At 59.9% G+C, this 25,437-nt stretch carries 18 protein-coding genes and 4 pseudogenes; 12 read left to right on the plus strand and 10 right to left on the minus strand.

Features of this window, described 5'->3' with window-relative positions; translation table 11 throughout:
- The first annotated feature begins 303 nt into the window (after positions 1–303).
- Positions 304–429 (plus strand): hypothetical protein, encoded by a 126-nt coding sequence (locus Q2M23_RS29960; protein WP_256521279.1) that lies wholly within the window; start codon positions 304–306, stop codon positions 427–429.
- A 146-nt stretch (positions 430–575) separates the two neighbouring features.
- Here the strand turns inward: Q2M23_RS29960 and Q2M23_RS29965 are convergent, their stop codons facing one another.
- The 4 genes and pseudogenes from Q2M23_RS29965 to Q2M23_RS29980 form a co-directional block, all read right to left on the minus strand.
- Positions 576–1,136, minus strand: coding sequence for a DUF4142 domain-containing protein (locus tag Q2M23_RS29965; RefSeq protein WP_028343205.1), 561 nt, complete (start codon positions 1,134–1,136; stop codon positions 576–578).
- Positions 1,137–1,623: 487 nt separating this feature from the next.
- A pseudogene (locus Q2M23_RS29970) lies at positions 1,624–1,821 on the minus strand (DUF6496 domain-containing protein); the annotation flags it as partial.
- A gap of 457 nt (positions 1,822–2,278) precedes the next feature.
- Positions 2,279–2,740 carry an inorganic diphosphatase gene (locus tag Q2M23_RS29975; RefSeq protein WP_316397984.1) on the minus strand — a complete coding sequence of 154 codons (462 nt, stop codon included), beginning with the start codon at positions 2,738–2,740 and terminating at the stop codon, positions 2,279–2,281.
- Positions 2,741–2,864: 124 nt separating this feature from the next.
- On the minus strand, positions 2,865–3,380 hold the full coding sequence (locus tag Q2M23_RS29980; protein WP_225648791.1) for a ferritin-like domain-containing protein: 516 nt from the start codon (positions 3,378–3,380) through the stop codon (positions 2,865–2,867).
- A 166-nt stretch (positions 3,381–3,546) separates the two neighbouring features.
- On the opposite strand from Q2M23_RS29980, the gene Q2M23_RS29985 reads away from it, so the two are divergent.
- From Q2M23_RS29985 to Q2M23_RS30020, 8 genes and pseudogenes are all read left to right on the plus strand, one after another.
- Entirely contained in the window at positions 3,547–5,052 is a 1,506-nt protein-coding gene (locus Q2M23_RS29985; protein ID WP_316398000.1) for an FAD-dependent oxidoreductase, read from the plus strand.
- Positions 5,053–5,194: 142 nt separating this feature from the next.
- Positions 5,195–6,313 carry an FAD-dependent oxidoreductase gene (locus tag Q2M23_RS29990; protein ID WP_316397985.1) on the plus strand — a complete coding sequence of 373 codons (1,119 nt, stop codon included), beginning with the start codon at positions 5,195–5,197 and terminating at the stop codon, positions 6,311–6,313.
- Positions 6,314–6,889: 576 nt separating this feature from the next.
- Positions 6,890–7,153 carry a cupin domain-containing protein gene (locus Q2M23_RS29995; protein WP_316397986.1) on the plus strand — a complete coding sequence of 88 codons (264 nt, stop codon included), beginning with the start codon at positions 6,890–6,892 and terminating at the stop codon, positions 7,151–7,153.
- Between the two features lie 277 nt (positions 7,154–7,430).
- Complete coding sequence (locus Q2M23_RS30000) at positions 7,431–8,450, plus strand: ATP-dependent DNA ligase (protein WP_316398001.1); 1,020 nt, start codon at positions 7,431–7,433, stop codon at positions 8,448–8,450.
- 214 nt (positions 8,451–8,664) lie between these two features.
- Positions 8,665–11,182: pseudogene (locus Q2M23_RS30005) on the plus strand (ATP-binding cassette domain-containing protein).
- An 86-nt stretch (positions 11,183–11,268) separates the two neighbouring features.
- The gene (locus tag Q2M23_RS30010) at positions 11,269–11,556 is read left to right on the plus strand and encodes a hypothetical protein (RefSeq protein ID WP_253589144.1); all 288 of its coding nucleotides are present in this window, start codon (positions 11,269–11,271) and stop codon (positions 11,554–11,556) included.
- An 11-nt stretch (positions 11,557–11,567) separates the two neighbouring features.
- Positions 11,568–12,425 carry a glucose 1-dehydrogenase gene (locus Q2M23_RS30015; RefSeq protein WP_253589145.1) on the plus strand — a complete coding sequence of 286 codons (858 nt, stop codon included), beginning with the start codon at positions 11,568–11,570 and terminating at the stop codon, positions 12,423–12,425.
- A 606-nt stretch (positions 12,426–13,031) separates the two neighbouring features.
- A complete protein-coding gene (locus Q2M23_RS30020) occupies positions 13,032–13,391 on the plus strand; it encodes a PRC-barrel domain-containing protein (protein WP_225649539.1) in 360 nt (119 codons plus the stop codon).
- 2,104 nt (positions 13,392–15,495) lie between these two features.
- Here the strand turns inward: Q2M23_RS30020 and Q2M23_RS30025 are convergent.
- Positions 15,496–15,852 carry a hypothetical protein gene (locus tag Q2M23_RS30025; RefSeq protein ID WP_125459264.1) on the minus strand — a complete coding sequence of 119 codons (357 nt, stop codon included), beginning with the start codon at positions 15,850–15,852 and terminating at the stop codon, positions 15,496–15,498.
- 626 nt (positions 15,853–16,478) lie between these two features.
- Here Q2M23_RS30025 and istA point away from each other — a divergent pair.
- Together istA and istB are read left to right on the plus strand one after the other, a co-directional pair.
- On the plus strand, positions 16,479–18,029 hold the full coding sequence (istA, locus tag Q2M23_RS30030; protein WP_316397987.1) for an IS21 family transposase: 1,551 nt from the start codon (positions 16,479–16,481) through the stop codon (positions 18,027–18,029).
- Positions 18,026–18,838 (plus strand): IS21-like element ISBj11 family helper ATPase IstB, encoded by an 813-nt coding sequence (gene istB, locus Q2M23_RS30035; protein WP_210189662.1) that lies wholly within the window; start codon positions 18,026–18,028, stop codon positions 18,836–18,838. The genes istA and istB overlap by 4 nt, the downstream gene beginning before the upstream one ends.
- Positions 18,839–19,239: 401 nt before the next feature.
- Here the strand turns inward: istB and Q2M23_RS30040 are convergent, their stop codons facing one another.
- The 5 genes and pseudogenes from Q2M23_RS30040 to Q2M23_RS30060 form a co-directional block, all read right to left on the minus strand.
- Positions 19,240–19,767, minus strand: a complete 528-nt coding sequence (locus tag Q2M23_RS30040) for a hypothetical protein (RefSeq protein ID WP_316397988.1) — start codon at positions 19,765–19,767, stop codon at positions 19,240–19,242.
- Positions 19,768–19,883: 116 nt separating this feature from the next.
- Positions 19,884–20,149: pseudogene (locus Q2M23_RS30045) on the minus strand (adenylate/guanylate cyclase domain-containing protein); the annotation flags it as partial.
- A 632-nt stretch (positions 20,150–20,781) separates the two neighbouring features.
- Positions 20,782–20,976, minus strand: a complete 195-nt coding sequence (locus tag Q2M23_RS30050; protein WP_016844186.1) for a DUF3606 domain-containing protein — start codon at positions 20,974–20,976, stop codon at positions 20,782–20,784.
- A gap of 1,129 nt (positions 20,977–22,105) precedes the next feature.
- A complete protein-coding gene (locus tag Q2M23_RS30055; RefSeq protein WP_168855288.1) occupies positions 22,106–22,276 on the minus strand; it encodes a hypothetical protein in 171 nt (56 codons plus the stop codon).
- Positions 22,277–22,486: 210 nt separating this feature from the next.
- Positions 22,487–22,858, minus strand: a complete 372-nt coding sequence (locus Q2M23_RS30060) for a cupin domain-containing protein (protein WP_016844188.1) — start codon at positions 22,856–22,858, stop codon at positions 22,487–22,489.
- Positions 22,859–24,699: 1,841 nt separating this feature from the next.
- Between Q2M23_RS30060 and Q2M23_RS30065 the strand changes: the two are divergent.
- A pseudogene (locus Q2M23_RS30065) lies at positions 24,700–25,362 on the plus strand (3-keto-5-aminohexanoate cleavage protein); the annotation flags it as partial.
- Positions 25,363–25,437 lie beyond the last annotated feature (75 nt).

Consider the following 25,437-nt stretch of genomic DNA (forward strand, 5'->3'; position numbering starts at 1 on the left):
GCTTGCAGTAGTTGCCGGGGAGCGAGCAGGCCTCCGGGATGGTCGAGCGGATAGGAGGGGATACCTGTTAGGCCGCCAAAGCGCCCGTTGCTCAGGCGCGCCTCCGTTATTGGCCAAGAACTCTGCGTGCGAGATGAATATACGCAATCGCTCTGGATGAATGTCCCGGTGGTCGAAGTTGCTAGCCTGTCGGGATCCGACCGGGCGGACGTGGTCGTGGTCGGTTCTGGCATTGCTGGGCTGCCGGTGGCGTGGAGCTTGCAAGCCGTGGGCGCTCCGTGATCGTGCTGGATCGACACCGCCATGACGGCGCGCACGACCGCGCATCTCGCCACAGCGCTGGACGACTATTCCAAGGAGCTCGTGGGCGCGCGCGGCGAGGAATGTGCGCCTTACTACCAAAGCGTCATGACCGCGATTGACCGCTGAAGCTATCCTGGAACTCGAAAACGTCGACTGCGATTTCTGCCGGGTCGACGGAATCTGGGTGCATTGCCGAATCCCAGACCGGGCGGCCAACCGCCAGCGGCAGCAAAAGGGGAAAGGAGCCGCCTCGCAACGGCTCCGTCCTTCCGCTATTTCTTGCCCTCGCCGACCGTAGGCGCGGGCTTCTTGTCGAGATCCTGCGCCATCTCAAGATGATGCTTAAGCGCCGGCAGGGTTTTGCCGGCCCAATTCTTCAGATCCGCGTTATCGCCGCCCTTGGCATAGCGCTCGAACAGGTCGACGGCATCCTTATGAGCGCTGACCTGCATCGAATTGAACTCCGAGCTGAAGTCGTTACCGTTGGCACCCTTCAGCTTGTCGAGCTTGCTTTGGTGCGATGAATCGAGAGCGCTGGGCAATTCGGCTTTCACCTTGCCACTGGTGACAAGTCCCTTCAGCTCGGTGCTGGTTTTGGTGTGGTCCGTTACCATCTGGGAAGCGAAAGTTTTCTCCGCTGCATTTCCCTTCTGCTGTGCGAGCTTGTTAGACTCGATTTCAAACATGTCCGATATCGCGACCTGCTTGACAAAATCCACCGTCGAGGGGCTGACCCCGAGCACGGAATTGACCCCGGTCTTTTCGCTGACGGATTGCGCCATGACCGGTGTCGCCAGCAAAATGCACGCGATTGCTATTATAGTGCGTCTCATGTGTATCTCCATCAGTTTGCGGTCTTGCAATTGACGCCCTTGCGAGGCGTTAGTTGAGCTTAGTCGCCGTCTGCTCGTCGAATTTGGCGGCGAGGGATCGAACGATATCGTGTGGCTGAGCTTTCCATCCAGGCGATCAAGACGTCGTAGTGGCGACCGGCCGCAACAGGAGACCCGCCAGATAGCAGCGGCCTCAAGTAATCGGTCTTGCGGCATCTTCGACCGCTCGGGCGGTGGAACGATCCCGTGACCAAACGAGCCTGTTGCGGGTGTAGACCTCCTTGCGGTTGAGGCGGAACTGGACGCAGTAGCCGTCGCATTTGCGCTTTTCGCTGATTCCCGCCCCGTTCTTGGCCAAGCTATCGTCAAAGGCGAGGTGGTGGTTGGCCTACGCACTACCCTGAAGTTTTAAGCCGAGTGCCGGTAAACGTGGCGGAGGTATACGCGTCACCACGCAGCGACCTGTACATCGGCTCCATTACTTCTTTTTCTTGGGGACTTTCTTGCCTTTTTTGCGGGCCTTGGAAAGTCCGATCGCGATCGCCTGCTTCTTGCTTTTTACCTTGCCGCCCTTTCCGCCACGGCCACTTTTGGCCGTCCCCTTCTTGTACCGTCGCATCTCGCTCTTGACGTCCGAGCCCGAGCTCTTCGAGTAGCGACGCTTCTTCTTGGCTTTTTTTGCCATGGGTTCTTCACTTTCCACTAAAAGACGCTGCTAGTTGAACTGCCAGAAGCATGACTTCCGCGCTGTCGGCTTTCCCATCCACCGCATCGACAATCTAGATGGCGCTGGCAAGTTCCAACGCACCATTCCGGGCATCCGTTAGAGGATATACCGAATGCGGTGTCCTCATAGGAACGCTGTCAGATGTTTCACGCTTGATAGGTTGGAGAACCTCGATCGATGCGCCGCACCAGAATTCGGCTCAAGCACCAGCCATCCGACCAAGCCGGCCGACGCGGTTGGCGGCTTAGCACCGAGGAAGATGAAGAAGGTATCGAGGATTGGATGGTCGGCGGAGGCGACAGCCCGTCAGCTTGAACCGCAAATACTCCCGGAAATTGTTGCTGCATCAACCAAGGGATCAGGGTAGCCACACGATGGTTCGTCCCAAGGGTTCACCTCCTATTTCGAGCCCGATTCAGCGGGCCAGCCGTTTGATGGTCTTGGCCGCACGGCTGGGACCATGCCAGCCGAGAAACTTCAGCTCCTTGTTCTCCAGCGCATTCGTTGCTCGAAAGAACTGTTCGAGGTCATCGCGTGCATGGGTGGGAAGATCGCGGATATCCTTGAGATTAGTTTCGAGCGGTGATCTATCAGGCACCGCAAACACCCGATCGTTGCGCTCCGTCTCGCCCTTTTTCTTCTGTTCGACTTCGAGAATGCCGATGGGACGGCAGCGCAGCACGACGCCCGGATAGGTCTGCGCGTCATGCAAGATCAGCACATCCAGCGGATCGCCATCCTCGGCCTTGGTCGAGGGAATGAACCCCCAGTCGTAGGGATAGGTCAGGCCGGCCATCAGTGGCTTCGCCAAGGCAAAAACGCCAAGCTTCGGATCGAAATCGAGCTTGCACGAACTGCCGCGCGGCGTCTCGACCACGGCGAAGATGTTGTTATGGTCGGCCCAACTCGGTAGTTTTGTCAGATTGGTCATGGCGGACGACTCGGGCCTCGAAAGGAGCAGCGGGCCCGACGGAAATCGATCCGCCGAGCCCTGCCGGGAATCAGGCGGAGGTGGAGGCCTTCTTGTTGACGCCCTTGCGCAACGCAACCGTATTGAGCTTGGCGTTCGCGGTCTTCTCTTCGTTTAGGTTCGTGGTAAGGAAGCGCACGATATCGTCGTGGCCGAGCTCCTCCGCCCAGGCGATCAAGGTGCCGTAGCGGCATATCTCGTAGTGCTCGACGGCCTGCGCGTTGGCGACGAGCGCCGCATCCAGCACCGTCTTGTCCTCGATCTCGCCGGCCGTCTCGTCGGCTTCCTTGATGATCCCGTCGATGGCTGGGCATTGCGTGCCGCTTGGCGATTGGCCGAGTTTCTCGAATACCTTTTCGAGACGCTCGATCTGCTTGTTGGTCTCCTCGAGATGGTTCTTGAGGCCCGTGGCCAGATCCCGGTTGGTGGCTTTGTCGATCATCTTCGGCAGGGCCTTGGTGATCTGCTCCTCGGCATAATAGATGTCCTGCAAGCCATGCAGCAGCAGATCATCCATCGTCTTGATGTCTTTGGTGAATAGTCCCATGACGCCGCTCCTCGCTCCTAAAGTGGGGGGAACGCATGCTCGCCGAGCTGGTTCCTGGGCGTGAACGCCACAGCCGGCCGGGAAGATTATGAGGGTGGGGCGTCTCGTGCGTCCGCAGGAACTCGCGCAAACAGGCCGCGTTTTGCCTCTTTGGGTGGAGTTCAACATGGTCAGCACCTCGCTCTGGATGGAGACCGAAATCCTGCCGGAGGCGGGTGCCCTCAAAGGCGATGTGCAATGCGATGTCGCCGTGGTTGGTTCGGGCATCGCCGGACTGTCGACGGCGTACGAATTGATGAAGCGCGGCCGCTCGGTCATCGTCATCGACCGCAAGGGTATCGCAAGCGGCATGACGGCGCGCACCTCGGCGCATCTTGCGCCGCTCTGCGATGATTTGATGAGCGAATTCAGGAAGCTGCGCCGCGCCGAGGCCGCCAAGCTGTTCTACGAAAGTCAGGCCGCCGCCGTGGATCGCATCGAGGAAATCCAGACAAGCGAGAAAATTGCCTGCGACTTTCTCCGTCTTGACGGCTATCTTTTTCAAGGCAATGGCATGCCGGCCGACATATTCGATGAGGAGCTGGAAGCGGTGCGCGAGGTCGGCGCACCGGTGCACCGGCTGGTCGGCGTGCCGCTCAAGGGCTGCGAGAGCCGGCACGTCTTGCGCTATCCGCGCCAGGCAAAATTCCATCCCCTCAAATATCTCGCCGGACTTGCTGCCGCTTGCGCAAGCGGCAGCGTCCGTTTCTTTGCCAACAGCCCGGTCGAGGAAGTCGCCGAACATGACGGCGGCGTCACGCTGCGAACCTCACAGGGGCAGATCACGGCCGCGCATGCTGTCATCGCGACCAACGCATCAATCGCCGACCGCTTTCAACTGCATACCAAGGTTGCTCCTTACCGCACTTACGTGCTCGCCTTTGCCATCGCGCGGGGCGAACTGCCCGACGCGCTCTATTGGGACACCGAAGATCCCTACCATTATGTGCGGTTGCAAACGGGCCCCGAGGAGGTTGATTTCGTGCTGGTCGGCGGCGAAGACCATAAAAGCGGTGATGCCAACGATGCCGACCAGCGCTTTGCTCGGCTGGAGAACTGGGCGCGTGAATTGATCCCGGCTTTGGACCGCATAACCCATCGCTGGTCGGGTCAGGTTCTCGACACGATCGACTATGCCGGCTTCATCGGCCGCGAGCCCGGCAGCGAGCGCATTTACCTTGCAATGGGCGATTCAGGCCAGGGCCTGACCCATGGTGTGATGGGCGCGATGCTGAACACAGCCCTCATTCTGGGCGAAGATCATCCGTGGAAGTCCGTCTATGCGCCGGATCGCAAGCCGCTCGCAGCGGCGCGGAATTTCCTGCGCGAGAACATGACGATCCTGCAAAACCTCGCGGAATATGTGGCGCCGGGTGAAATCGCTTCGCTCGAAGAGCTTCAGCCGGGTGAGGGCGCCATTCTGCGGCGGGGACTCGAAAAGATCGCAGCCTACAAGGACAAGGCTGGCGAACTGCATCTTCATTCGGCCAGTTGCACGCATATTGGCTGTCATCTGCACTGGAACAGCTTCGAGAGCTGCTGGGATTGTCCGTGCCACGGTTCGATCTTTGCGCCCAACGGACGGCCGATCAATGCTCCGGCCGTGTCGGCTTTGCGCCCGGTAAAGGTCTAGCGAGATCCGGTCAAGGCTCAGGGAGCGTTCCATCTTCAAGGACGAGGACATCGAGCAGGGCGATCTGCGTAGCCCGCGCACACCGTGGGCCGTCCTACGGCCGCTGCCAATTGAGCCGATCGTTGACAGCTTTCGGTGCGAGGTGTTGATCATCGGCGCCGGCATCACCGGTGCGCTGATGGCCGAGCGCCTGACAAGGCAAGGCCGCCAGGTGGTCGTCATCGATCGCGAGCTTCCCAGTCTCGGCAGCACGGTGGCCAGCACCGCCATGCTGCTCTGGGAAATCGACCGGCCGCTGTTCGAACTCGCGCAGCTCTATGGTTTCGAGAAGGCGGTTCGCTGCTATCGGGCCAGCCACCATGCCGCGCAAGGCCTGCCGTCCCTGGTTAGGCAGCATGGAATTGCCTGCCAGATGCGACGGCGTCTCTCGCTCTATCTCGTCGTCGATGACAGTCCGAACCTTGTTCAGGATGAATATGCGCTGAGGAGCCGCGCCGATCTGCCGTCCCTCTATCTCGATCACGCCGCGCTGCTGAAGCGCTTCGGCATCGCGCGGGCGGGCGCTCTTTTGTCAAGGGACGCGGCTGATGCCGATCCTGTGCTGCTCACACATGGCCTGCTTGATATCTCCCTGCAACGCGGCGCCTGCCTTCTCAAGGCCAACGCGGTTGCCTACGACAGCACGGCCCAGAGAGTCATCGTCGGCCTTGAGAACGGACTTTCGATCGAGGCGCGCCAGGTTGTGCTCGCGACCGGCTATGTGATGCCGGATATTGTGCGGCCCACGGCGCAGCAACCAGCTTCCAGCTGGGCCATCGCGAGCCGGCGGCAGCCAGGCCATCTGTGGCCCGAACAGGCGCTCATCTGGGAAGCGAGCCGGAACTATCACTATGCGCGGACCACCGCTGATGGCCGCATCATCCTTGGTGGCGAAGATGACCGTACGCTCATCGAGCCTGACGCTCGTGATGACGCCACGCCTGCCAAGGTGAGGGCGCTCAATGATTATCTGAAGGCGCTTTGGCCGCATGCGTCGGAAGATGTGGCGTTCGGCTGGTCGGGCGCCTTCGATACCACCCATGACGGCTTGCCGTTGATCGGCAGTGTGCCCGGCTCCAAGAATATCTTCGCCGCCTTTGGCTATGGCGGCAACGGCATTACCTTCAGCTTCCTCGCGGCGGAACTTCTGGCGGCGATGCTTGCCGGAGGTTCTTCGCCCCTGTTCGATGATCTTGCGATTGATCGCGATATTCCCGGCTAACGACGCGCGATCAGGCAGCCCAGCATGAAGGCGACGAGCACCGAGGGCAGCGGAGCCTCTCGCACCACATCACGCAGAAATGCGAGCACCTGGCCCGGCGGCTGCCCTTCTTTCCAGGCTTTGCCGCACCGTGCGGGCGGTCTCACGCCTTCCGAAACGTCTGTGCTGGATTGCGCTTCATCGCTCCGCGCCGCACCTGATCCGCCATTCCCTGCTCCTTCAATCTGGGCAATGGACCGGCGGCGGAACCGTTCCTACTGCGAACGCTGTGGCCGTACGCGGTGCTCTAGCAACGAAGGGGACCCGAGGCCGTTCTGGAAGGACCGACAACGATCGATCAAGAATGGTCATGGCTAAAGATCCGCCGGAGCCTAAACGAGACGGCAAAGGGGCCCACATCCCGGGCTCTCGCAAGCCTGCGCGGGAAGTTCAGGAGCCCTTCACCATCCGCCCGCCGGAAACCGATCACGGCTCGATGCCCAATCTGAAATGGTCGTTCGCTGACAGTCACGTCAGATCGAAAAGAGCGGGTGGACCCGCGAGACGACGATCCGAGAACTGCCGATCGCAAAGGACGTGTCAGGAGTCAACATGAGACTGGAGGCAGGGGGCGTCTGCGAACTGCATTGGCACAAACAAGCCGAATGGTCGTACATGCTTCGAGGCAAGGCGCGGATCACCGCGGTCGACGAGGCCGGCTCGAACATTCGCGGACGATGTTTCTATTTTCCGGCGGGAATCCCGCACTCGATCCAAGGACTCAACAGCGACGTGAAGGGTGCGAGTTTCTGCTCGTCTTCGACGATGGTGCGTTCTCGGAAGAAAACACTTTCCTACTAACCGACTGGCTGCCCACACGCCGCGTTCGCGATGGGCACTACATCGACAACACGGGAGACCGCCCGCTGCGGTTTCTGGAGATGTCAGGTCGAACCGGTATGTCGACATCTCGCTTAACCAATGGCTTCCCCGCGCGCTCGTCGAAGCGCATTTGAAAGTTACGGGTGACGTCCTGGCGCGGCTCCTGACCGCCAAAGTGGCGCGCACGATAGTATTCCCGCGACCAATCATCGAGCAGGAGGTCGAAGCGCCGCCGCGTGGTGTCCGTATGGAGGCGATGGAGGCACGTTCTGTCGATGCCATTCCAGTCGGAAAGGAGTGGCAATATGAACCCAAATGGGACGGATTTCGTTGCCTGCTGGCGCGGGACCGGGACGCGGTGTCCATGCGCTCGAAGTCCGGCCAGGATCTCGCCCGATACTTCCCGGAGATCGTCGCCGCAGCCCGCGATTTGCGCGAGCAGAGGCTTGTGCTTGACGGCGAGCTCGTCGTCGAGATTGGCGGGCAATTTTCGTTCAATGACCTCCTGCAGCGCATCCATCCGGCCGCTAGCCGTGTTCAGAAGCTGTCCCGGGACACGCCGGCCCTATTTCTCGCTTTCGATCTGCTGGAGCTGGGCGACAAAAAGTTGGCCGACCAACCGTTGTCCCGACGGCGACCTCAGTTGGAAAAGCTTGCTGGCCGCAGTTTTTCGAGCGCGCCGCTATTTCGGCTATCGCCGGCCAGCACGAAGTTCGGGGATGCCGAGCGGTGGCTGCAGTCGGCCGGCGGCGGAAGTGACGGCGTGGTCGCGAAGCGGCTCGATCTTCCGTACCAGACCGGGAAGCGCGAGGGCATGCAGAAGATCAAGCGATATCGCAGCGCTGATTGCGTCATTGGAGGCTTTCGCTACGGCGAGAAGCTGCAGGCCGGCCGCAAAGCTGTCGCCTCATTGCTGCTGGGGCTTTACGATGCAGACGGCCTCCTGCACCACCACGTCGGCTTTTCGTCAGCCATCAAGGCAAAGGACAAGCCGGCGCTGACCGAAAGACTCGAGATGATTGCGGCAACCAAAAGCTTCACTGGCAACGCGCCAGGCGGACCAAGCCGATGGTCGACGAGACGGTCGTCCGAATGGCAGGCGGTGAAGCCGAAATACGTTGTCGAAGTGTCCTACGATCACTTCACCGGTGGCCGCTTTCGGCACGGCACGACCATCCTTAGATGGAGGTCCGACAAGAAGGCGAACCAGTGCACCATGGAACAGATGAAGCAAAAGATCGCGCGGGACCTTATGAGGGCGATCGAGCCAGCCTGACGGATACTTGGGTCGACGCAGATGTGAATCGTATTGGCGCCAGGTGGCCCCAGCCGTAGCACATCTCTCTTGGCCATTCTTCGGTCGTCTCAAGGACTTTGCCGTATCAGACGCGACAAGGGTGTTCCTTCATGGTTCCTTCGTTAACGCGCCCCGGGCGACTCGACCGGGTGCCCTCGGGAACCACGAGATGCAGCCGGGCTTTTACCTCTCGATGTTCGAGAAAGCCGATAGAAGTGAAGAACTGACTTCCGCGATTGCCGACGGTTTCGTCCGCGTCCGCGGAGCGCGGGAGCATAACCTCCGGAACGTTTCGCTGGACATCCCGCGCAATGAGCTCGTGGTCTTCACAGGCGTGTCCGGATCCGGCAAGTCCTCCTTAGCGTTTGGGACGTTATACGCGGAGGCTCAACGTCGTTATCTCGAATCCGTATCACCTTACGCACGTCGGCTATTCCATCAGATGCAGGTGCCCGACGTCGACGCAGTCGAAGGATTGCCGCCAGCCGTCGCTCTTCAGCAGCAGCGCGGATCGCCGACAACCAGGTCGTCGGTGGGAAGCGTCACGACGCTCTCCAACCTCTTGCGCATACTGTATTCGCGGGCGGGCACATATCTGCGCGGGCAGGCCTTGCTTTACGCGGAGTCCTTCTCGCCCAACACGCCGGAAGGCGCCTGTCCGAACTGTCACGGCATCGGGCGAATTCATCAGGTCGTCGAACGAAGTCTGGTACCCGACGACACTTTGACGATCCGTGAGCGCGCCATTGCGGCCTGGCCTTCGGCTTGGCAGGGCCAGAATCTCCGGGACATTCTCGTCACCTTGGGGTATGACGTCGATAGGCCGTGGCGCGAGCTTTCGAAGAAAGATCGTGACTGGATTCTCTTCACGGACGAGCAGCCAACCGTACCGGTGTATGCGGGATACACGCCAGCCGAGACGCGAAAAGCCCTGAAGCGCAAGGAGGAGCCCAGCTATATGGGCACCTTCACCGGCGCCCGCCGGTACGTGCTTCAGACATATGCCACCACGCAGAGCGTCATGATGAAGCGGCGTGTAGCGCAGTTTCTGTCGAGCGATGATTGCCCGGTCTGCGGTGGGAAGCGGCTAAAAGCAGAAGCACTTTCGGTCAAATTCGCAGGAATGGACATTGCCGAGATGTCTCGCCTGCCGTTGGCCAAGCTCGACGAGCTTATCAAACCGTATATTGATGGAAGCAAGAAAGACGGTACCGACGATCATCCCGAAAAGGCGCTTGTCGTTCAGAGAATCGTCGAGGATCTCGTCGGGCGTCTCGAAGTTCTGCTTGAGCTAGGCCTCGGTTATCTCACCTTAGAGCGCAGCACGCCGACGTTATCGCCGGGCGAACTGCAGCGTCTGCGGCTCGCGACGCAGGTCCGATCGAACCTGTTCGGGGTCGTCTACGTACTGGACGAGCCCTCCGCTGGCCTGCACCCGGCAGACACTCAGGCGCTCTTGCGGGCACTCGGGCGCCTGAAGGCATCGGGAAATTCGCTCTTTGTCGTTGAACACGAGCTCGATGTGGTGCACGAGGCCGACTGGATCGTCGACGTTGGGCCCGCTGCCGGGGACCAGGGCGGTCGGATACTCTACAGCGGGCGCCTTGCCGGTTTGGCCAAAGTCGAGGCGTCCCAAACACGAAGGTATCTGTTCGAAGATGCCGCGAGGGCACCACGCAAGATCCGCCGGCCGAGCAGCTGGCTGAAGCTGCGGAACGTGACGCGGAATAACCTGAGCCGTCTCGATGCCGACCTCCCTCTCGGCGTCCTTACATGTGTAACCGGCGTGTCCGGCTCGGGCAAATCCACTCTCATCAGCCAGTTTCTCGTCGAGGCGATCGCGGAGAACCTAGGTCAGCAACGCAAATCCGATCTGGACGAAGCTGAGCTGCAGGAGACCGTGCGTACGCTGAGTGGGGAAATTACGGAAGGGTTGGATCGCGTTAAACGTCTCGTTGTGGTCGATCAGAAGCCGATCGGCCGGACCCCGCGGTCCAATTTGGCGACTTACACCGGCTTGCTCGATCACGTGCGTAAACTGTTCGCCGGGACGAAGCAGGCGCGTGCCAGGCGCTACGACGCGGGCAGATTTTGTGGCCAAGGGCCGTTGCGAAACCTGCGAGGGCGAAGGCTATGTATGCGTAGAGCTGCTGTTCCTTCCGAGCGTCTATACTCCGTGTCCGACGTGCCGGGGCGCTCGCTATAACCTGAAAACGCTCGAGATCAAGATACGGGACAAGTCGATCGCCGATGTGCTGGCGATGACCGTCGACGCGGCTTTCGAGTTCTTTAAAGACGATGACGTTCTTTCGCGCTCTTTGGGCGCTCTGCGCGAGGTCGGGCTCGGTTACATTAGACTTGGCCAGTCGGCCACCGAACTTTCAGGAGGAGAGGCGCAACGCGTCAAACTCGCCACCGAGCTCCAGCGCGCCCATCGTGGCGGTACATTATACGTTCTCGATGAGCCGACGACGGGACTGCATCCGTCCGATGTCACAAAGCTCGGCAATCAGCTGCAAGGGCTCGTCGAGGCTGGCAACACCGTCGTTCTGGTCGAGCATGATATGTCTGTTGCAGCGGAGAGCGACTGGATCGTAGAAGTCGGCCCCGGCGCTGGAAACGAAGGAGGCCGCATCGTGGCGTCCGGACGACCGGATCAAGTTGCTGCCTCCGGGAGCCGGACAGCAGAATATTTGAAGCGAGCGCTCTAACGAGTTCATCGAAGGCCGCCGGCCCCCATAGGAACACCGGGGGACGCAGTTGGTTGTTTGCCATCGCCTGCCCGAAAGAGACACGCATGGAAGGCATCCTCGTCGCCGAATTCGATACTCGCCGCGCGGCAGAGCTCGCGGTCGAGCACGTTGTGCAGGAGTGCGGAGTCCAGAGAACCGACGTGGTGCAGCCGAGGGGCGCCGACAATACATCCGGCGATCGACCCGCGCTCGCCGACGTGAAGGTAAAGCCGAAGCCGGGCGAGAAGCTTGAGGGCCCGATCGAAGTATCCGTCGACTTCCATGGCGACGATCCGAAGCGCGTCGTGGACGCGCTGAAATCCGTTGGTGCTAAGGCCGTCCGGACGAAGTAAAGGACAGAATCATGCCCGAATATCCCAAACCGCCGTTTCCCAGCCAGCGACAACCCATGCCAGGCTCGACGGGGAAGATGGACCCGCGCCCGGATCATGGCGAGACAAGCTATAAGGGCTCGGGACGGCTTCAAGGCAAGTGCGCCATTATTACTGGCGGCGACAGCGGCATCGGGCGCGCGGTCGCCATAGCCTTCGCCCGCGAGGGCGCCGACGTCCTGATCGCCTACCTTGACGAAAGCGACGATGCGAAAGAAGTCGCGGCGATGATTGAGAAGGAAGGGCGCAGGGCTGTCCTCGTCGAGGGCGACCTTCGCTCGGCCGACCATTGCCGCACCGTGGTCGACCGCGCCGTGCAGGAACTTGGCGGCGTCGACATTCTCGTCAATAATGCCGCGCATCAGGCGACCTTCGCCGACATCGGCGACATCAGCGACGAAGAATGGCGCATGACTTTCGAGGTGAACATCCATGCGATGTTTTACCTCGCCAAGGCCGCGGTCCCGCATATGAAGCCTGGAGGCGCCATCATTAACACGGCATCGGTAAATTCCGACATGCCGAATCCGATACTGCTCGCCTACGCGACGACGAAGGGAGCGATCCAGAACTTTACGGGCGGCCTGGCCCAGATGCTGGCGGAGAACGGCATCCGGGTGAATGCCGTTGCGCCGGGTCCAATTTGGACCCCGCTTATTCCCTCGACGATGCCAGAGGAGGCCGTAAAGAACTTTGGCAAGCAAGTGCCGCTGAAGCGGGCTGGCCAGCCGGCTGAACTCGCCACAGCCTACGTGATGCTCGCCGACCCGCTATCCAGCTACACTTCGGGCACGACCGTCGCGGTGACCGGGGGCAAACCCTTCATTTGAGAAGTGGCCGGCATAAAGCATCCCGTGACGCCCGATGGCCGCTACTTCGTCGTGAAAGAGAAGCTTTAGGTCTCGGCAATCCGGACGTTGAGCCGGGCGCCTCCATAAAGCTTAGGAGGCACGCTTTCAGCGAGGGCAAGTTGGGCGATGTGCATCGATGGTCCTTTAGCTAGGAAGCACCGCTCGGAGCAGTAAGATGATTGCATCCGAACCGAGTTTGGCAATGCTCCGGCCTTGCGGTGCCGATCACCGCGCGCGTGCCCTCTATAGTGATGCGCTCGAGGAGCTCTTGCGCACGCGTCGGCATCGCCTTCGCGGCGATCCCAACTCCCATAGAGGTGACGCTCAAGCAGACAACGACGCCTATCTGATGTATCAATCCCGGAGTGAGTGGCGCAGAAAACGCTCCAAGCGATATCGATCGCCGTCCGCACTGTGATTGCATTTGCCATTTCAAGCTCCGTGACAAGGGCATCATTGCCGTGCAATGCCTTTCCACGGCGAAGGTTGCATCCTTTTCCCAACCTTAAAGCTGGCACCGGGCGTATCGTAGGAACCTTGCTCTCCCGAAGACATTTGCCGTTAAGATCTTAAACGGAGGATGTTATGGGACTCGAAGCGAAGGAATCCGGCAACTTGATCGGCAGCGACAAGGTTGAAGGCACGACAGTTTACGGTGCAGACAGTCAGAAGATCGGCAGTATCGAGCGGGTGATGATCGACAAAAAGAGCGGAAAGGTCTCCTACGCGGTCCTGAGCTTCGGCGGCCTTCTTGGCATCGGCGATGATCACTATCCACTGCCTTGGCAATCGTTGAAGTACGACACCAATCTTGGCGGGTACGTCACTGGCGTGACAGAAAGCCAACTGCAGGGCGCGCCCAAATATCGTGATGAGACGGCATGGAATTGGAATGATCCGGCGGCCGGTCGATCGGTAAATGACTATTACCGAGTACCAATCTGATTGCCCTCGAAATGCGGTGTGCTCGTCATCAAAGTGCGCTGCATTCGCGAAAAGCGTGTGGGAGCATCGTCGAATAACCGGTCGGCCGCAAATCGGGTCTTGAAAGCGAGTTCTAGGAAGCGCTCGCGCGAGCAAGCCTAGCGCAGGTACTCGCCCGCGCCGCGGGAACCTTATCTCCTCAGGCGAAGCGATATAGCGCGCCTCTACTTCCCGCACCACGAGGCCCTGAGAAAAATGTGGAGACCCGGCACGCGCGCGGCTGAACGCTTAGTGCGCTCGGCCCAGTCAGGGCCGCTGGTCACGCGTTAGTTGGACTGCGATATGTCAGACTGTCAGACATCTGAGTCCGTGTATCTCAAGCGCTCGGGTTCACGGCCAAAGCCGGGATTAGGAACGCGGTACGGGTCCGCGATCCGGGCCCGGGGAAGCTGATCTAATTGCTGTCCAGGAACTGTCGCATTAGCGGCAAGCACGCCGCACGGCCTTGCAAGTCAAGAAAGGTAGGTGCGCGCGAACTGGAATATGAGAGCGGATAGGCTATCCGAGACTGAGGGCGTAGAAATACATCGCCGCGATTATCGCGACGCTTAGTAGCGTGATGCCGAAACTTTCCCATCCCGAACCGATTTGACGAATCGCTCAAACGTTCCGGCGCTGCGACATCCTGTCAAAGCGCTTGATGAGCAATGCGCCTCACTCCTTGTCGCCCGATTAACTTGGTAGACGCCCGCGACGGGGCAGCTTCGGGCCAGTGATCCGGTCTGCCGCGACGCGAAGGGCGCCGGCATGTTTCATCGCTTCAACGCGAGCCGGCCCAGGCGGCAAAGCGCGCGCATGATCCAGCGCCAGTATCGCTTCCGCATAGCGAGACGCCAAGCATTCGACGAGCGAACCGGTATGGACCGCCAAGGGCAAGATTTCGCCGGCTCTGTGGGATGCTTATTCGATGGCGATGGCGCGATATCTTCCGGCATCGCTCGAGGTCGCCGTTGCCTTTTACGCGGCCGAACACGAGGGACGGAACTGGCGGCACCTGTGTTCTCAGCTCGAGGTCGTCCAAGTGCCTTGGGGGCATGATGGCTGCATGACTGTCGGTGCGGAGCGGCTGGTTGATCATCTGCGGCAAAGAATCAACGCTCTAGCCTCGCGTGCGCCTCCTTACGGCCGAGCAGATGGAGCGCGCGTCTGAAAACGCGACAAAGCGGGATAAAATTCAAGGTGAGACATTACCGAACTTCGACACGTGTCAAGTCGAGGTAATCCGGCAGAGCGGTCTAAAATGCTGAGATTTCCCGGTAGACTGACGGTGCGCTCAGCCAGTCGCGCGCTGAGGATGCGGTCCGGGGAGGATCACATCCGGAAAGAAGCCCTGACGCCGCTAGCCCCCGTCGGGGCTTCTTGCTGCTTACGCCGGCTCAGATTGTACGAACGCCGCCCGCTTAAAATGCATGCGGACGGCGTCGGTTCTAGCCCCAGGAAGGATCTGCAAAATCCTGGCTAAGCTAAGTCTGCACAAAGACTTAAAAAGTTTAATACCCCTGAAGGGGTAGCTTGCCGTCAGAACGCGCGGCGCGCCCACGTTGTCGCACGACTGGCGTGCTCTCTGCCGATCAGCCGAACGGGCCTTTGCCAGCCTGCGTCATTCTGACGAAGGTGCCGTTCTCGCGGTACTCAAGCCACTTCATGTTTCCTCGGCATACTTCAGGTCAGCTCAATACTCAGCCGGTGTCGCCTTATCCCGGTAGAGCATTGGATAGTTGATCTTCTCGATCTAGATCCGGCCGCCCTGGATCGGCTCGAATGCGTGAGCGTGCTCCATGATCCTGCGGGCGGCTTTCTCGGGACTGGCGTAAAGGACGATCTGCGGTCAGTTTCATCGGCGGTTTGGAGATTAGCTACTTTTCTGCGGGGCGCCGTTCCGTGTGCATTCATTGGAAAATATGGCGCTCTCACGGCAATCGAAGCGAAAGACTTGAGATCGACGAAGCTACAGTATTGGTTCGATCGATCGATGCATGGCCGACGTCGACTATACCAGTCACCGAGTCCTACAGCCTCAGCGATGAAGAGAAAGTCAGCCTCTCTTAATTTGAAGGTCAAAGCCCTACCGCTGTTCAACCCTGGTGCGCCACAGGGCATCGAAGGTATTCTGGCGAGATGGCGTCCATTCTTCTGAACCGATCGGATCGCTGGGCTTCTCTATGAGTGCACTTGCAAGCTCCTCGGTGGGACGTGCCTGCGTCGAAATCCGCACGGGCCACTCCAATAATGATTTTGAAAGCATGGGCTTGCCTTCGTACCAGCATTTTCGTCCGTCGATGAGGCGCCAAGACCAATACTCGCGCGGATTTGGGGGCATCACCGCACTGCATTGCTGTTTTGCCTGCGCGGTCGGCATTCCAATCAATAGAAAAGTAGCGATGCGAGCGGCCAAAGGAATAAATGAAAATTGCCTCTTCATCGGAACACTTAGAGACTACTTCGTTGCCGCAGTCGACTTACAGCAACGACCAAGTCGGGCCGCTCAAGAACCTCAACTAACTTGTCGAGTATGCGTTCACTGTCGTGGGGGCGGGGCAGAAGATACTCGTCCAATATGCACAGGGCTTCGCTGACGGCATGAAGAGCCAGCTGTTGATCGGTCATCGCTTCTTACCCATTCGAATTGGCGGAGCGTTGCGATTTCAAGGAAGCTTAAAGATCAAGTCAGCTTTTGGACTTATCCCATCAAATTTTATTTCAATCGAGGGTGAATTTAGGTCAGCGCTTCTGTCTCAGGATTGCGATTTGGCTATCGCCTCACCGCCGCTCCGCGCCACGCCACGTGCACTTCGATTGGCGTATCGCTACACAAACGAAGAGTCCGACGAGGCGCTGCGCCTCCACGCCCGGATCAGCGCGACGGATCACGCGATGGGAGCGCGAGGTGCCGCGCGGCAATCAGGATGGAAGCAGAGCGTCAATCAGGATGAGAGAGCGTCGCCGAGCTCGTGACGCAGGGAGGGCGTAGCCCGACCGGAGTTACGAGCTCGGCGACGGCGCGATCCACAAGGGACCGCGCCGTCTGGTGATCGCGGCCGGCTGGTTATGCAAGTGGTTCTTCCGCCAAGAGGAATCACTCGCTTGCCAGGCCGACACATTACCGATCACCAGATGAGGCTCTACATGAAGTACCGTCAGACCGATACCCCGCCCGTGGCCGCCGCCAAGGCGTCGTTCAGCACGTCAACCGCCTATCGGATTGAGAAGGATCCCCGCCTGCCATCGCGGAAGAAGGGAGCCCGCGGCAGTCGCCGGCCGGATCCCTTGGCCAGCGTGTTTGAGGCCGAGGTGGTGCCGATGCTGAAGGCCGCCCCCGGCGTGCGGCCGATCGCGATCTTCGAGGAGATCTTGCGACGCCACCCTGAACTCGGGACCAGAATCCGCCGCCCGCTGGAGCGCCGGATCCGCGCCTGGCGGGCGATCCACGGCGAGGAGCAGGAGGTGATCTTCCGCCAGACCCACGAGCCCGGCCAACTCGGCCTCTCCGACTTCACCGACATGGGTGAGCTGGGGGTGAGCATCGCTGGCATGCCGCTCGATCATCGCCTCTATCACTTCCGGTTGGCCTATTGCGGGTTCGAGCACGCCCATGTCGTGCTCGGTGGCGAGAGCTTCGTCGCCTTGGCCGAAGGGCTGCAGAATGCCCTGTGGTCGCTCGGCGGCGCACCGCGGGAGCATCGGACCGACAGTCTGTCGGCCGCCTTCTGCAATCTCGATCGGAACGCGAGGGATGATCTGACGCACCGGTACGAGGATCTTTGTGCCCATTACGGCATGCGGCCCTCCCGCAACAATCGCGGCATCGCCCACGAGAACGGGGCGATCGAGAGCTCGCACGGCCATCTCAAGCGGACGATCGCCGATGCGCTGCTGTTGCGCGGCACTGCCGACTTCGATGATCTCGCCGCCTACCGCGGCTTCATCGACGAGATCGTCAGCCGCCGCAATGCCCGCAACGCCAAGCGGATCGACCACGAGCGCACCACCCTGCAGGCGTTGCCAGATCGCCGCACCTCGGACTACGAGGAGGTGATTGTCCGCGTGACGTCAAGTGGCGGCTTCACCTTGCGCAAGGTGTTCTACACCGTGCCGTCACGCCTGATCGGCCACCAGCTGCGGGTGCGCCTTTACGACGATCGTCTCGACGTGTTCGTCGGCGGCACCCATCTCGTCACCCTGTCGCGTGGACGGCCGCATCCCAACGGCAAGCACGACCAGGTCGTCGATTATCGGCATGTGATCCATTCCTTACGGCGCAAGCCGATGGCGCTGCTCAATCTCGTCTACCGTGATCGACTGTTCCCGCGCGAGGCCTATCGCCGAACCTTCGATCGCCTGCGCGAACGGCTGTCGGACAGGAAAGCCTGCCGGCTCATGGTCGATCTGCTTGCGCTGGCGCACGAGCGCGGCTGCGAGGCCGAACTCGCCGGTCAGCTCGCCGCCAACCTGGACGCCGGCCGACTGCCCGACCTCGGACAGCTGCGCGCCCACTTCGCGCCCGATCCTGCCTGCGTGCCGCAAGTCATGGTGCAGCTTGCCCCGCTCGCCAGCTATGAGTGCCTCATCGGCGCCAGCCAGATCGGAGACGCCGCATGAACACGGCCAACACAGTCGACACCGCGCGCCTCAATCTGTTGCTCAACGAGCTGCGCCTGCCCGCCATCAAGGTGCTGTGGCCACAGTTCGCCGAACAGTCCGACAAGGAAGGTTGGCCGGCGGCCCGCTTCCTCGCCATCATCGCCGAGCACGAGATCGCCGAACGCGGCCGCCGTCGCATCGAGCGCCATCTCGTCGAGGCGCGGCTGCCGGCCGGAAAGACCTTCGATAGCTTCGACTTCGAGGCCGTGCCGATGATCTCCAAAGCGCAGGTGACCGCGCTTGCCGCTGGCGATGGTTGGGTCGGCAAGGGCGCCAATTTGTTGCTGTTTGGGCCGCCTGGCGGTGGCAAGAGCCACTTGGCGGCAGCGATCGGCTTGGCCCTGATCGAGAACGGTTGGCGGGTCCTGTTCACCCGCACCACCGATCTCGTGCAGAAGCTCCAGGTGGCGCGGCGCGAGCTCAACCTCGAGGCCGCCATCAACCGCCTCGATCGCTTCGACCTCCTGATCCTCGATGACCTCGCCTACGTCACCAAGGATCAGGCCGAGACCAGCGTGCTGTTCGAGCTCATCAGCGCACGCTACGAGCGGCGCTCGATGTTGATCACCGCCAATCAGCCCTTCGGCGAATGGAACAGGGTCTTCCCGGACCCCGCCATGACGCTCGCCGCCATCGATCGCCTCGTTCACCACGCCACCATCATCGAAATGAACGTCGAGAGCTATCGCAGGCGCACCGCGCTCGAGCGAAAACGCGGCCCAGGACGGCCACCGTCGCACGCGACACCAAAAACAATCGCTGATTGACGCTCCGCGACAATCAGCGCCAACAAAACTCTTGCGCGCGACAATCATCGCGGCAATCATCACCTCGCCGCGACACCGACTCGCCATCCTGATTGTCGCGCGCTTCCCAGCCAGATTGTCGCGCTATACGCGAGGATCTGCTCGACGCTTTGCAGCAGCGGCTCGATGCGAACCCGCTTGCTATGCGCCTTCGTCGCGAGACGGTCGAGCATCCGTTCAGCGTCACCTCATCAAGCCGTGCGAAATGAGCCTTCAAATTTTTCAAGTCAGTGAATTTCTTGCATAGCGCCAGCAACTACCACCGTTGCCCGATCTTCTTGACTCCCGATCTCGGAAGAACGGCGCGGGCGCGGGAGTTAAGGCTCAATAGATTGGGGCCAAAAAAGCGAAGTGTGGCAGGATCACTGGCTTGTAGCAGCCACCAGTCGGCGCATAGTCAAGCAATGATAGAGCAGCGCCCAGCCTTCATGGCTTGCAAAAACCCCGGCACCGGCTGGAGAATCGATATTCTGTGGGCCGATGGCGAAACCGAAGTCATCAAAGGTTTTGTTACGGAGCACGACGCAACGAAGTGGATTTCCGAGCATTCGGCGGCGTGCCAAGAAAGCGCTGGCCCACCGCGCTAGCATGGCTTCTAGTTCGGAGGAGCGGCGACGATGGATCGCGAGACGGAAGAACTGGCAAGTAAAATCGCAGAATGCGCGAGACAGGCGCGCCATCAAGCCGCGCTTCTGCCGGAAGGTCCAGTCCGCGACGCACTGATAGAAAAAGCCAAGCATTACGAAGCACAAATCCCCGCCGACTCTACGTATACGACTGTTACGTAGCGCTAATGGGCAGGTGACTGCATTGCTTCGGCGCTCCGACTTATCCGGCAGGCTTCCACCCGAGGTTTGCCTTTGAGTTAAGTGTTCTTCCTTCGTCTTCATCCTTCGTCTTCATCGTCGAATTGCGTCGTTTTTAGATGTGCCCGCGGTGTGTGCAACTCTCGGCCGGTGGTGACTATCGACGTTGCGCCGCAGGGACAGCGCATCAGTGACACGGCCTCCCTGAGGGCAGCTTTTCGCCGCATGCCCCATGGCGCTGCTTCGACCGCGCTCGGAAACTCTGCCAAGAACCCGTCTCCGGTGTTCTTCACGATACGGCCGCCGTGACTGGCAATAGCAGGCTCACTTCTCTTGCGAGAAGTTCGCTCAGCTTGGCGTGCGTGGCCTCTTCGTCATCGTGCATGAGCCGTGAATAGCCGGCGACATCGGCGGCCAATATGGCCGACAGCCTGCGCTCTATCCGACCTGGCCACTCTTGCACTATGGACCCGCGATCCAAGCGACGCCCGATTGTACGACGGACAAGCCGCGCCCCCAACGGCCTTGACGAAGATGCCCGAGAGGCCGCCGATCAGCTATCGGCCCGAACGGCACAACCTAGGAACAGTCGATATTCGCCGGACGTTAGCGCTCATGCAACAAGTCCGTTTGGTAGGCGACCGGCGCGAGGAGACTTACATGGCTGACGAAAGCTCAGTTGCACCTACTGCCACGCCCGAGCAGCGAATAGACCGAGCTTCAGAAGCGATCCGGCGGATGGCTGAAGACGACGCGTTGCAACATTTGCCACAACATGATCGGTGGCTGCATCATTTGAGTGAAGCGACCCGGGCAGCTCCATTTCAGTCCCTTGCCGTTGCATTCTTGCTAGGCGCCTTCCTAGCTCGTCGGTAGCGTCCATGCAGCGCAGCCCTACGAATTGCCAGACGGCAATATCTTATTCGGATTGCTCAATGACCTTGCTCGCATCAGGCTCATCCATCCCATCCGCCCGATTGCACTCGCAAGGCATGCCGGCGCCGCACTGACAGCCATGTGCCTCCGCCGTCCAAGGCAAGTGCGGATGGTTCTCGCAGACCCAGCCCAACCCCAAGCAAATCGGACAGGTCGGTTTGGTCATTCTTGAGCTTTGTCGGGCAGACCCAATTCCTTGCGGACCGCAGCAGCGGAGTTGCCGACCTTTTCGACGACCTTCTGAAGGTCATTCTTCGACACACCAAGTGCATGGGTCCAATACTTCACCTCGTATGGCTCGTGCATGTTGATCTTCGAGCGATCTGGCTGGACGCGGTTGGTTAAATTGTCCGGCATTGCTTCTATCCCAAAATAAAAGGTCGCGGCCGTTGGCTGGTCCGAAGAAGATCAGGCTATTGTCGGGGCGGTTTACAAAATTGACCGTCGCGGCAGTAACGTCGGCCACCCAAAGCTAGTTCCTGCCAACGCTTCCTTGCCCCCGAAGATCCGGGGTACATTCTCAATCAGTTTAAACCGGTGGCCCCGGCTGCACCTCGCTAGGGCCGTCGACTCGGCCTCAGCGTCTCGCCGGGGCCGTTCTGTTCAGGGAACGAGCAGCAGTCCACGACGTCAAATCTAAACGATGGACTGGGACTATTACCGCGGCCTTAGCGCTCTCCGCGGGCGTTGAGGCCATTCTAACGTCAGGGGCCGCTTTTCGCGACTCGTGAATAGCTTCGCTAAAATCTCAGCCTGGTCTTTTGTCAGCTTCTCGGCGAACGCGCCGTCCTTTTCTATCTGGGCCGGTCCTTTGCATTCGCTATCGTAGACCATCCAGCCGTTGCCGCCTTGCCGAACGAGGAATCGGCCTCTCATCGGGCGTCCAATAAATTCCATTGCAACACCACCTGTGAAATTGAAGGGTTTCATGCGTCCAGCGAATTGAAACGCCCCCAACCCGAGGGCCGCCAACCCGAACAATGCGGGTTTTCCTCCAGCAGCCGGGGGGGGGGCTGGATCGGCTGGGGGACCTGAGCCGACTCGTTGCCAAGCCGATCGTTCCTATTATCGATCCTTAGGATAAACGGCCCAGTGATGCTGGTTTTGGCGTGCAGGTGATCGTGGCAACTCGGCCCCTCCGCGCCGCGCCTCACCGCGTTGGGGCCGTTTTTGCAAAGACTACGCGAAAAGGTCTTTGCTGACCTGGGTGATCCGCGGAGTGCCAGCGTTATTAGCGAACCGAAATAAACATTCAGCTGAAGTCGTGTTTATTCGGTTAGCCGAACAGATTCTCGCCGGCCTGGGGTCATGCGATTGGGTGCCGTCCTAGTTAGGACATTCGCTGCGGGCCTACCTTAGAACGCGACAAAGAAAAAACCCATCAGTAGCAGGGCGAGCAAAACAGACGCCCCGGCCGCTATCTTTCGTCCGGCGCTTGGCTTCGCTGATTGGTTCATATGGGGGGCCAGAACCCGGAAGATTGAAGTCACTCGCTCATATGCGCGCCGGTCTCAGCTTGCCGGGTTCTCTTAAGTAGCTGCTCTTTTTCCATACCTGCGGGGAGTACGCTTGCTTCTTCACGAAGACTCTTGGCCTCTTCGGTAAGGCGTTCCTCCAGAGAGTGCTCTTGCTTGAAGTGCCGACGCTTAATGACCATGCGCTGTCCTTTCCGTGGCGGAAGGCGACGTGCCCCCCGAGCTGGAGCTACTTCGAGATAGCGATGCGGCGTTGAGCGCGTCGCCGAGGGGCGGATGGGCGCGGAGGCGACCATCTGGATTCGAGAATGCCCCGGCGTAGCTTTCTCAAGCAGAAAAAGCGGGTGCGCGTTTGCGACCGCTTTTTCTTGATGTCGGTTTGAGGGGACCTCTTACTTTGCAGGCTCCATCATTGGTTTACCCTTATCGACGATATGGACCGTCAACATCTTCAGGGTTTTGTCGCCTGCCACCTTGAAACCACCGTGGGGCACGTCGCGAATGTTGATTGTTGCTGCTCCCGTAGGAAATGGCACCTCTTTTCCATCGGGTAGCGCCAACGTTGCGCCCTCTAGAACGTAAACGGCTTCCTCGCCATGATGCGTGTGGCGAATGAGATTATTTCCGGGCTGTACGTCGACGACGCTGACTACAATCTCCATATTCGTGCCGCTTAGGTCGGCGCGTTTCAACTCGGTGCGGTTTGTTTGGGCATTCGCGGACCAGGTAAGGGCGAAGAAAATAAGAGCAGTGATCCGAAGCATACTTTCCTCCTCAAATAGACAATGAAATGTTTTCGCGACACGCCAATGTGACGCCCACTTATCCAACAGCAACCATTACGAGAGTGCAAGGGAAGTGCAGCATAATCCATCCTGAAGCAGATTGTGGCGATTGAGGCGACGACTACACCACCCGCCGATCGTGGTATCGACCCGTGATGGCCGCATCGTCAGAGATTGCGAAGCAAAGTAAACCTCCGCGCATCGGAAGGTACCAGTAGGAGAAATCGGCAGGGCCTACCAGAGACGTCCTTGGCGAATTGATCACTTCGCCTCACTCGATCCGGGTATCAACCCAGCCGACCTTGCCGCAGGCGGTGAACTTGCGGTGCACCGAGATTTCAGCCCAATCCCATCTGCAAGTCGGCAAGCTTCAGCAGCCGCTATGATGTTGGCAGCCGACGCAAGAACACAAGCACCGTCTTGAAACGCGCGTTGCGATCGACAGGGCCAGTCCAATAACGGAGATGACGGGCGGGTTTTCGACGCCAAGGCATGGGCCGATATACTCAGTGCATCGAGTTCATGGCCGGTCGGGCTGCGGAGCGCATGTTGCTAGGCGGCGAACTCGCCGCTCCGGTTGAAGAACGTCCTTAGCGGGGATCGCTTGTGCATTTCCCTGCACGAACGAAAACATCCAGGTCCGGAAGCTTCATTCGCAGCTCCTCAACGAAGAGCGGGCGAGCAAGCCGCCGCCGGCAATCCTGGCTTGTCAGCTCGGTTCGCAAAACCAGCTTCTAGAACTCATCTGCCGGGGACGCCCTATCCCCGCCGAGCCTGCTGCAGCTCTTCGGAGTGGATTGTCGCCACCGCGTGACTGAATACTTGGCTGGCGTCGCCTTGCGCAATCACCGGTAGAGAAAAAATCCGTGGACGCCTGCATAATCGAAAGTAGTGGGGAGCAGGCTCTCCACGGCGCCGCGCTGCGGACGGCGGCAGCATTTACCCGCGGCGGGGAATTGATTTCTTAACTCAAACCTTGGGTGCGGTGATCGCGAAGCTTGAGGACTTCCGAAGCGGTCCCTTGCCGGAAATTGGGCTTCATCCGCGATAGGTCGGGCCATGGGCTTTGCCGGTCATCATGTCCCGCTGAAACGTAACCCCGCGCCCATTATGCCGGGAGTGCCGCCGTCTCTTAAGAGTGGTCGCTGACAAGAGACGGCAAGGCATCCCTGCGGCACGGATATCCCCAGCCTCGTTGTCCACATCCGCAACTCCTTGAAGCTGCAGCAAAGACGAATGCCCTCGGAGCGCGCACCATAAGCCCACGTATTGTTCGGGAAACGAATATCGCCGGCGGCCTAGTTTCAAGTGCAGAAGCGATGTCTGCCTTCGGGGTCGATGCCGTAGCCCGTCGACATTCGCCGTCGCCCGCTCGTAACTGGCCTTCAGCTGCTTGACCTGCTGGCGTGTTTGCGCAAGCGATGCCTCGAGCTGGTTGACTTTGTACTGGAACGGCGCCGGATCGATACGAAACAGCACCGCGCCGGCGACCGCGGTGGTGTGCCTGGCACATGGGATAGGTTGATTGTCCAGGCGTCATCGACCCGCGACCCGTCTAGAAATGGTATCCGCGCGACAAGGAGAGGTCTGGCGCGATCTGGTAGGTCAAGTTGAGAAATTGGCCGGAGATGGTCGGAAGGAAGCAGACGAGGGGCACCACGCGCCTACGGCACGATGCCCGGCACCGAATACGGGCTTTCGATATTCCGCGACAGAGGTCGATTTCGCACGCGACTCCGAGAAGAATTATCGCATGTTGTTCGATTCGATTGATGAAGGATGAGGAATAGGCCCGGAGCAACTCGAGCGACGATGCGGGTAAGCCGACATCGGATCCCGAACGTTTTGGGCGTTTGCTGGAAGGCCTCCGGAAATACTGTCCCGGCATGATTGTGCAGCTCTCGACTGGAGGGCGCTCAGGCACAGGCCGGGAGCGAGGCGGAATGCTGTCACTGCGGCCGGACATGGCGTCGCTGTCGACCGGGTCGTGCAATTTTTCCACGCGCGTTTACGAGAATGCTCCCGAACTCGTCGACTGGTTGGCCTCCGAGATGCTGGCTCATGAGATAAAGCCGGAGATCGAGGCGTTCGACCTATCGATGATTTTCCAGGCCATCGCTATGCAAAAGATCGGCAAGATCAAAGGACCGCTGCACGTCCAATTCGTAATGGGCGTGAAGAACGCAATGCCCGTCGATCGAGCAGCGTTTGAGTTCTATATTGAGACCCTTAACCGGTTGGCGCCTGATGCGACCTGGACCGGCGCCGGCATTGGAAAGGACCAGATCACGCTCAATGCGTGGTCTCTTGAACTCGGTGGACACTGCCGCACAGGACTTGAGGACAATGTGCGACTGGATCGTGAGAAGCTTGCACCGTCGAACGCTGCGCTTGTCAAGCGTGTGGTCGAACTCTGCGGTCGATACGGGCGGCGTCCAGCGACCGTGCCGGAGACGCGCGCGCTATTGAAGCTCGCTCCATGAGTTGGGCGTCGAAAATGCCTTTTAGTTGTCGTGCGAGGACGGCTAGGAATTGGTGCTGCTCGCCGTGATTATCGT

The organism is Bradyrhizobium sp. 33ap4 (assembly GCF_032654765.1).
Classification (GTDB): domain Bacteria; phylum Pseudomonadota; class Alphaproteobacteria; order Rhizobiales; family Xanthobacteraceae; genus Bradyrhizobium; species Bradyrhizobium australafricanum.

Coding starts and splice junctions, on each gene's coding strand:
- Q2M23_RS30040 (WP_316397988.1), bottom strand. CDS start 19,767: ATGAAGACGAAGGAAGAACACTTAACTCAAAGGCAAACCTCGGGTGGA.
- Q2M23_RS30060 (WP_016844188.1), bottom strand. CDS start 22,858: ATGCTTCGGATCACTGCTCTTATTTTCTTCGCCCTTACCTGGTCCGCG.
- istB (WP_210189662.1), top strand. CDS start 18,026: ATGAACACGGCCAACACAGTCGACACCGCGCGCCTCAATCTGTTGCTC.
- Q2M23_RS30025 (WP_125459264.1), bottom strand. CDS start 15,852: ATGAAGAGGCAATTTTCATTTATTCCTTTGGCCGCTCGCATCGCTACT.
- Q2M23_RS30055 (WP_168855288.1), bottom strand. CDS start 22,276: ATGGTCATTAAGCGTCGGCACTTCAAGCAAGAGCACTCTCTGGAGGAA.
- Q2M23_RS29985 (WP_316398000.1), top strand. CDS start 3,547: ATGGTCAGCACCTCGCTCTGGATGGAGACCGAAATCCTGCCGGAGGCG.
- Q2M23_RS30010 (WP_253589144.1), top strand. CDS start 11,269: ATGGAAGGCATCCTCGTCGCCGAATTCGATACTCGCCGCGCGGCAGAG.
- Q2M23_RS29960 (WP_256521279.1), top strand. CDS start 304: ATGACGGCGCGCACGACCGCGCATCTCGCCACAGCGCTGGACGACTAT.
- Q2M23_RS30020 (WP_225649539.1), top strand. CDS start 13,032: ATGGGACTCGAAGCGAAGGAATCCGGCAACTTGATCGGCAGCGACAAG.
- Q2M23_RS29965 (WP_028343205.1), bottom strand. CDS start 1,136: ATGAGACGCACTATAATAGCAATCGCGTGCATTTTGCTGGCGACACCG.
- Q2M23_RS30050 (WP_016844186.1), bottom strand. CDS start 20,976: ATGCCGGACAATTTAACCAACCGCGTCCAGCCAGATCGCTCGAAGATC.
- Q2M23_RS30015 (WP_253589145.1), top strand. CDS start 11,568: ATGCCCGAATATCCCAAACCGCCGTTTCCCAGCCAGCGACAACCCATG.
- Q2M23_RS30000 (WP_316398001.1), top strand. CDS start 7,431: ATGGAGGCACGTTCTGTCGATGCCATTCCAGTCGGAAAGGAGTGGCAA.
- Q2M23_RS29980 (WP_225648791.1), bottom strand. CDS start 3,380: ATGGGACTATTCACCAAAGACATCAAGACGATGGATGATCTGCTGCTG.
- istA (WP_316397987.1), top strand. CDS start 16,479: ATGCAAGTGGTTCTTCCGCCAAGAGGAATCACTCGCTTGCCAGGCCGA.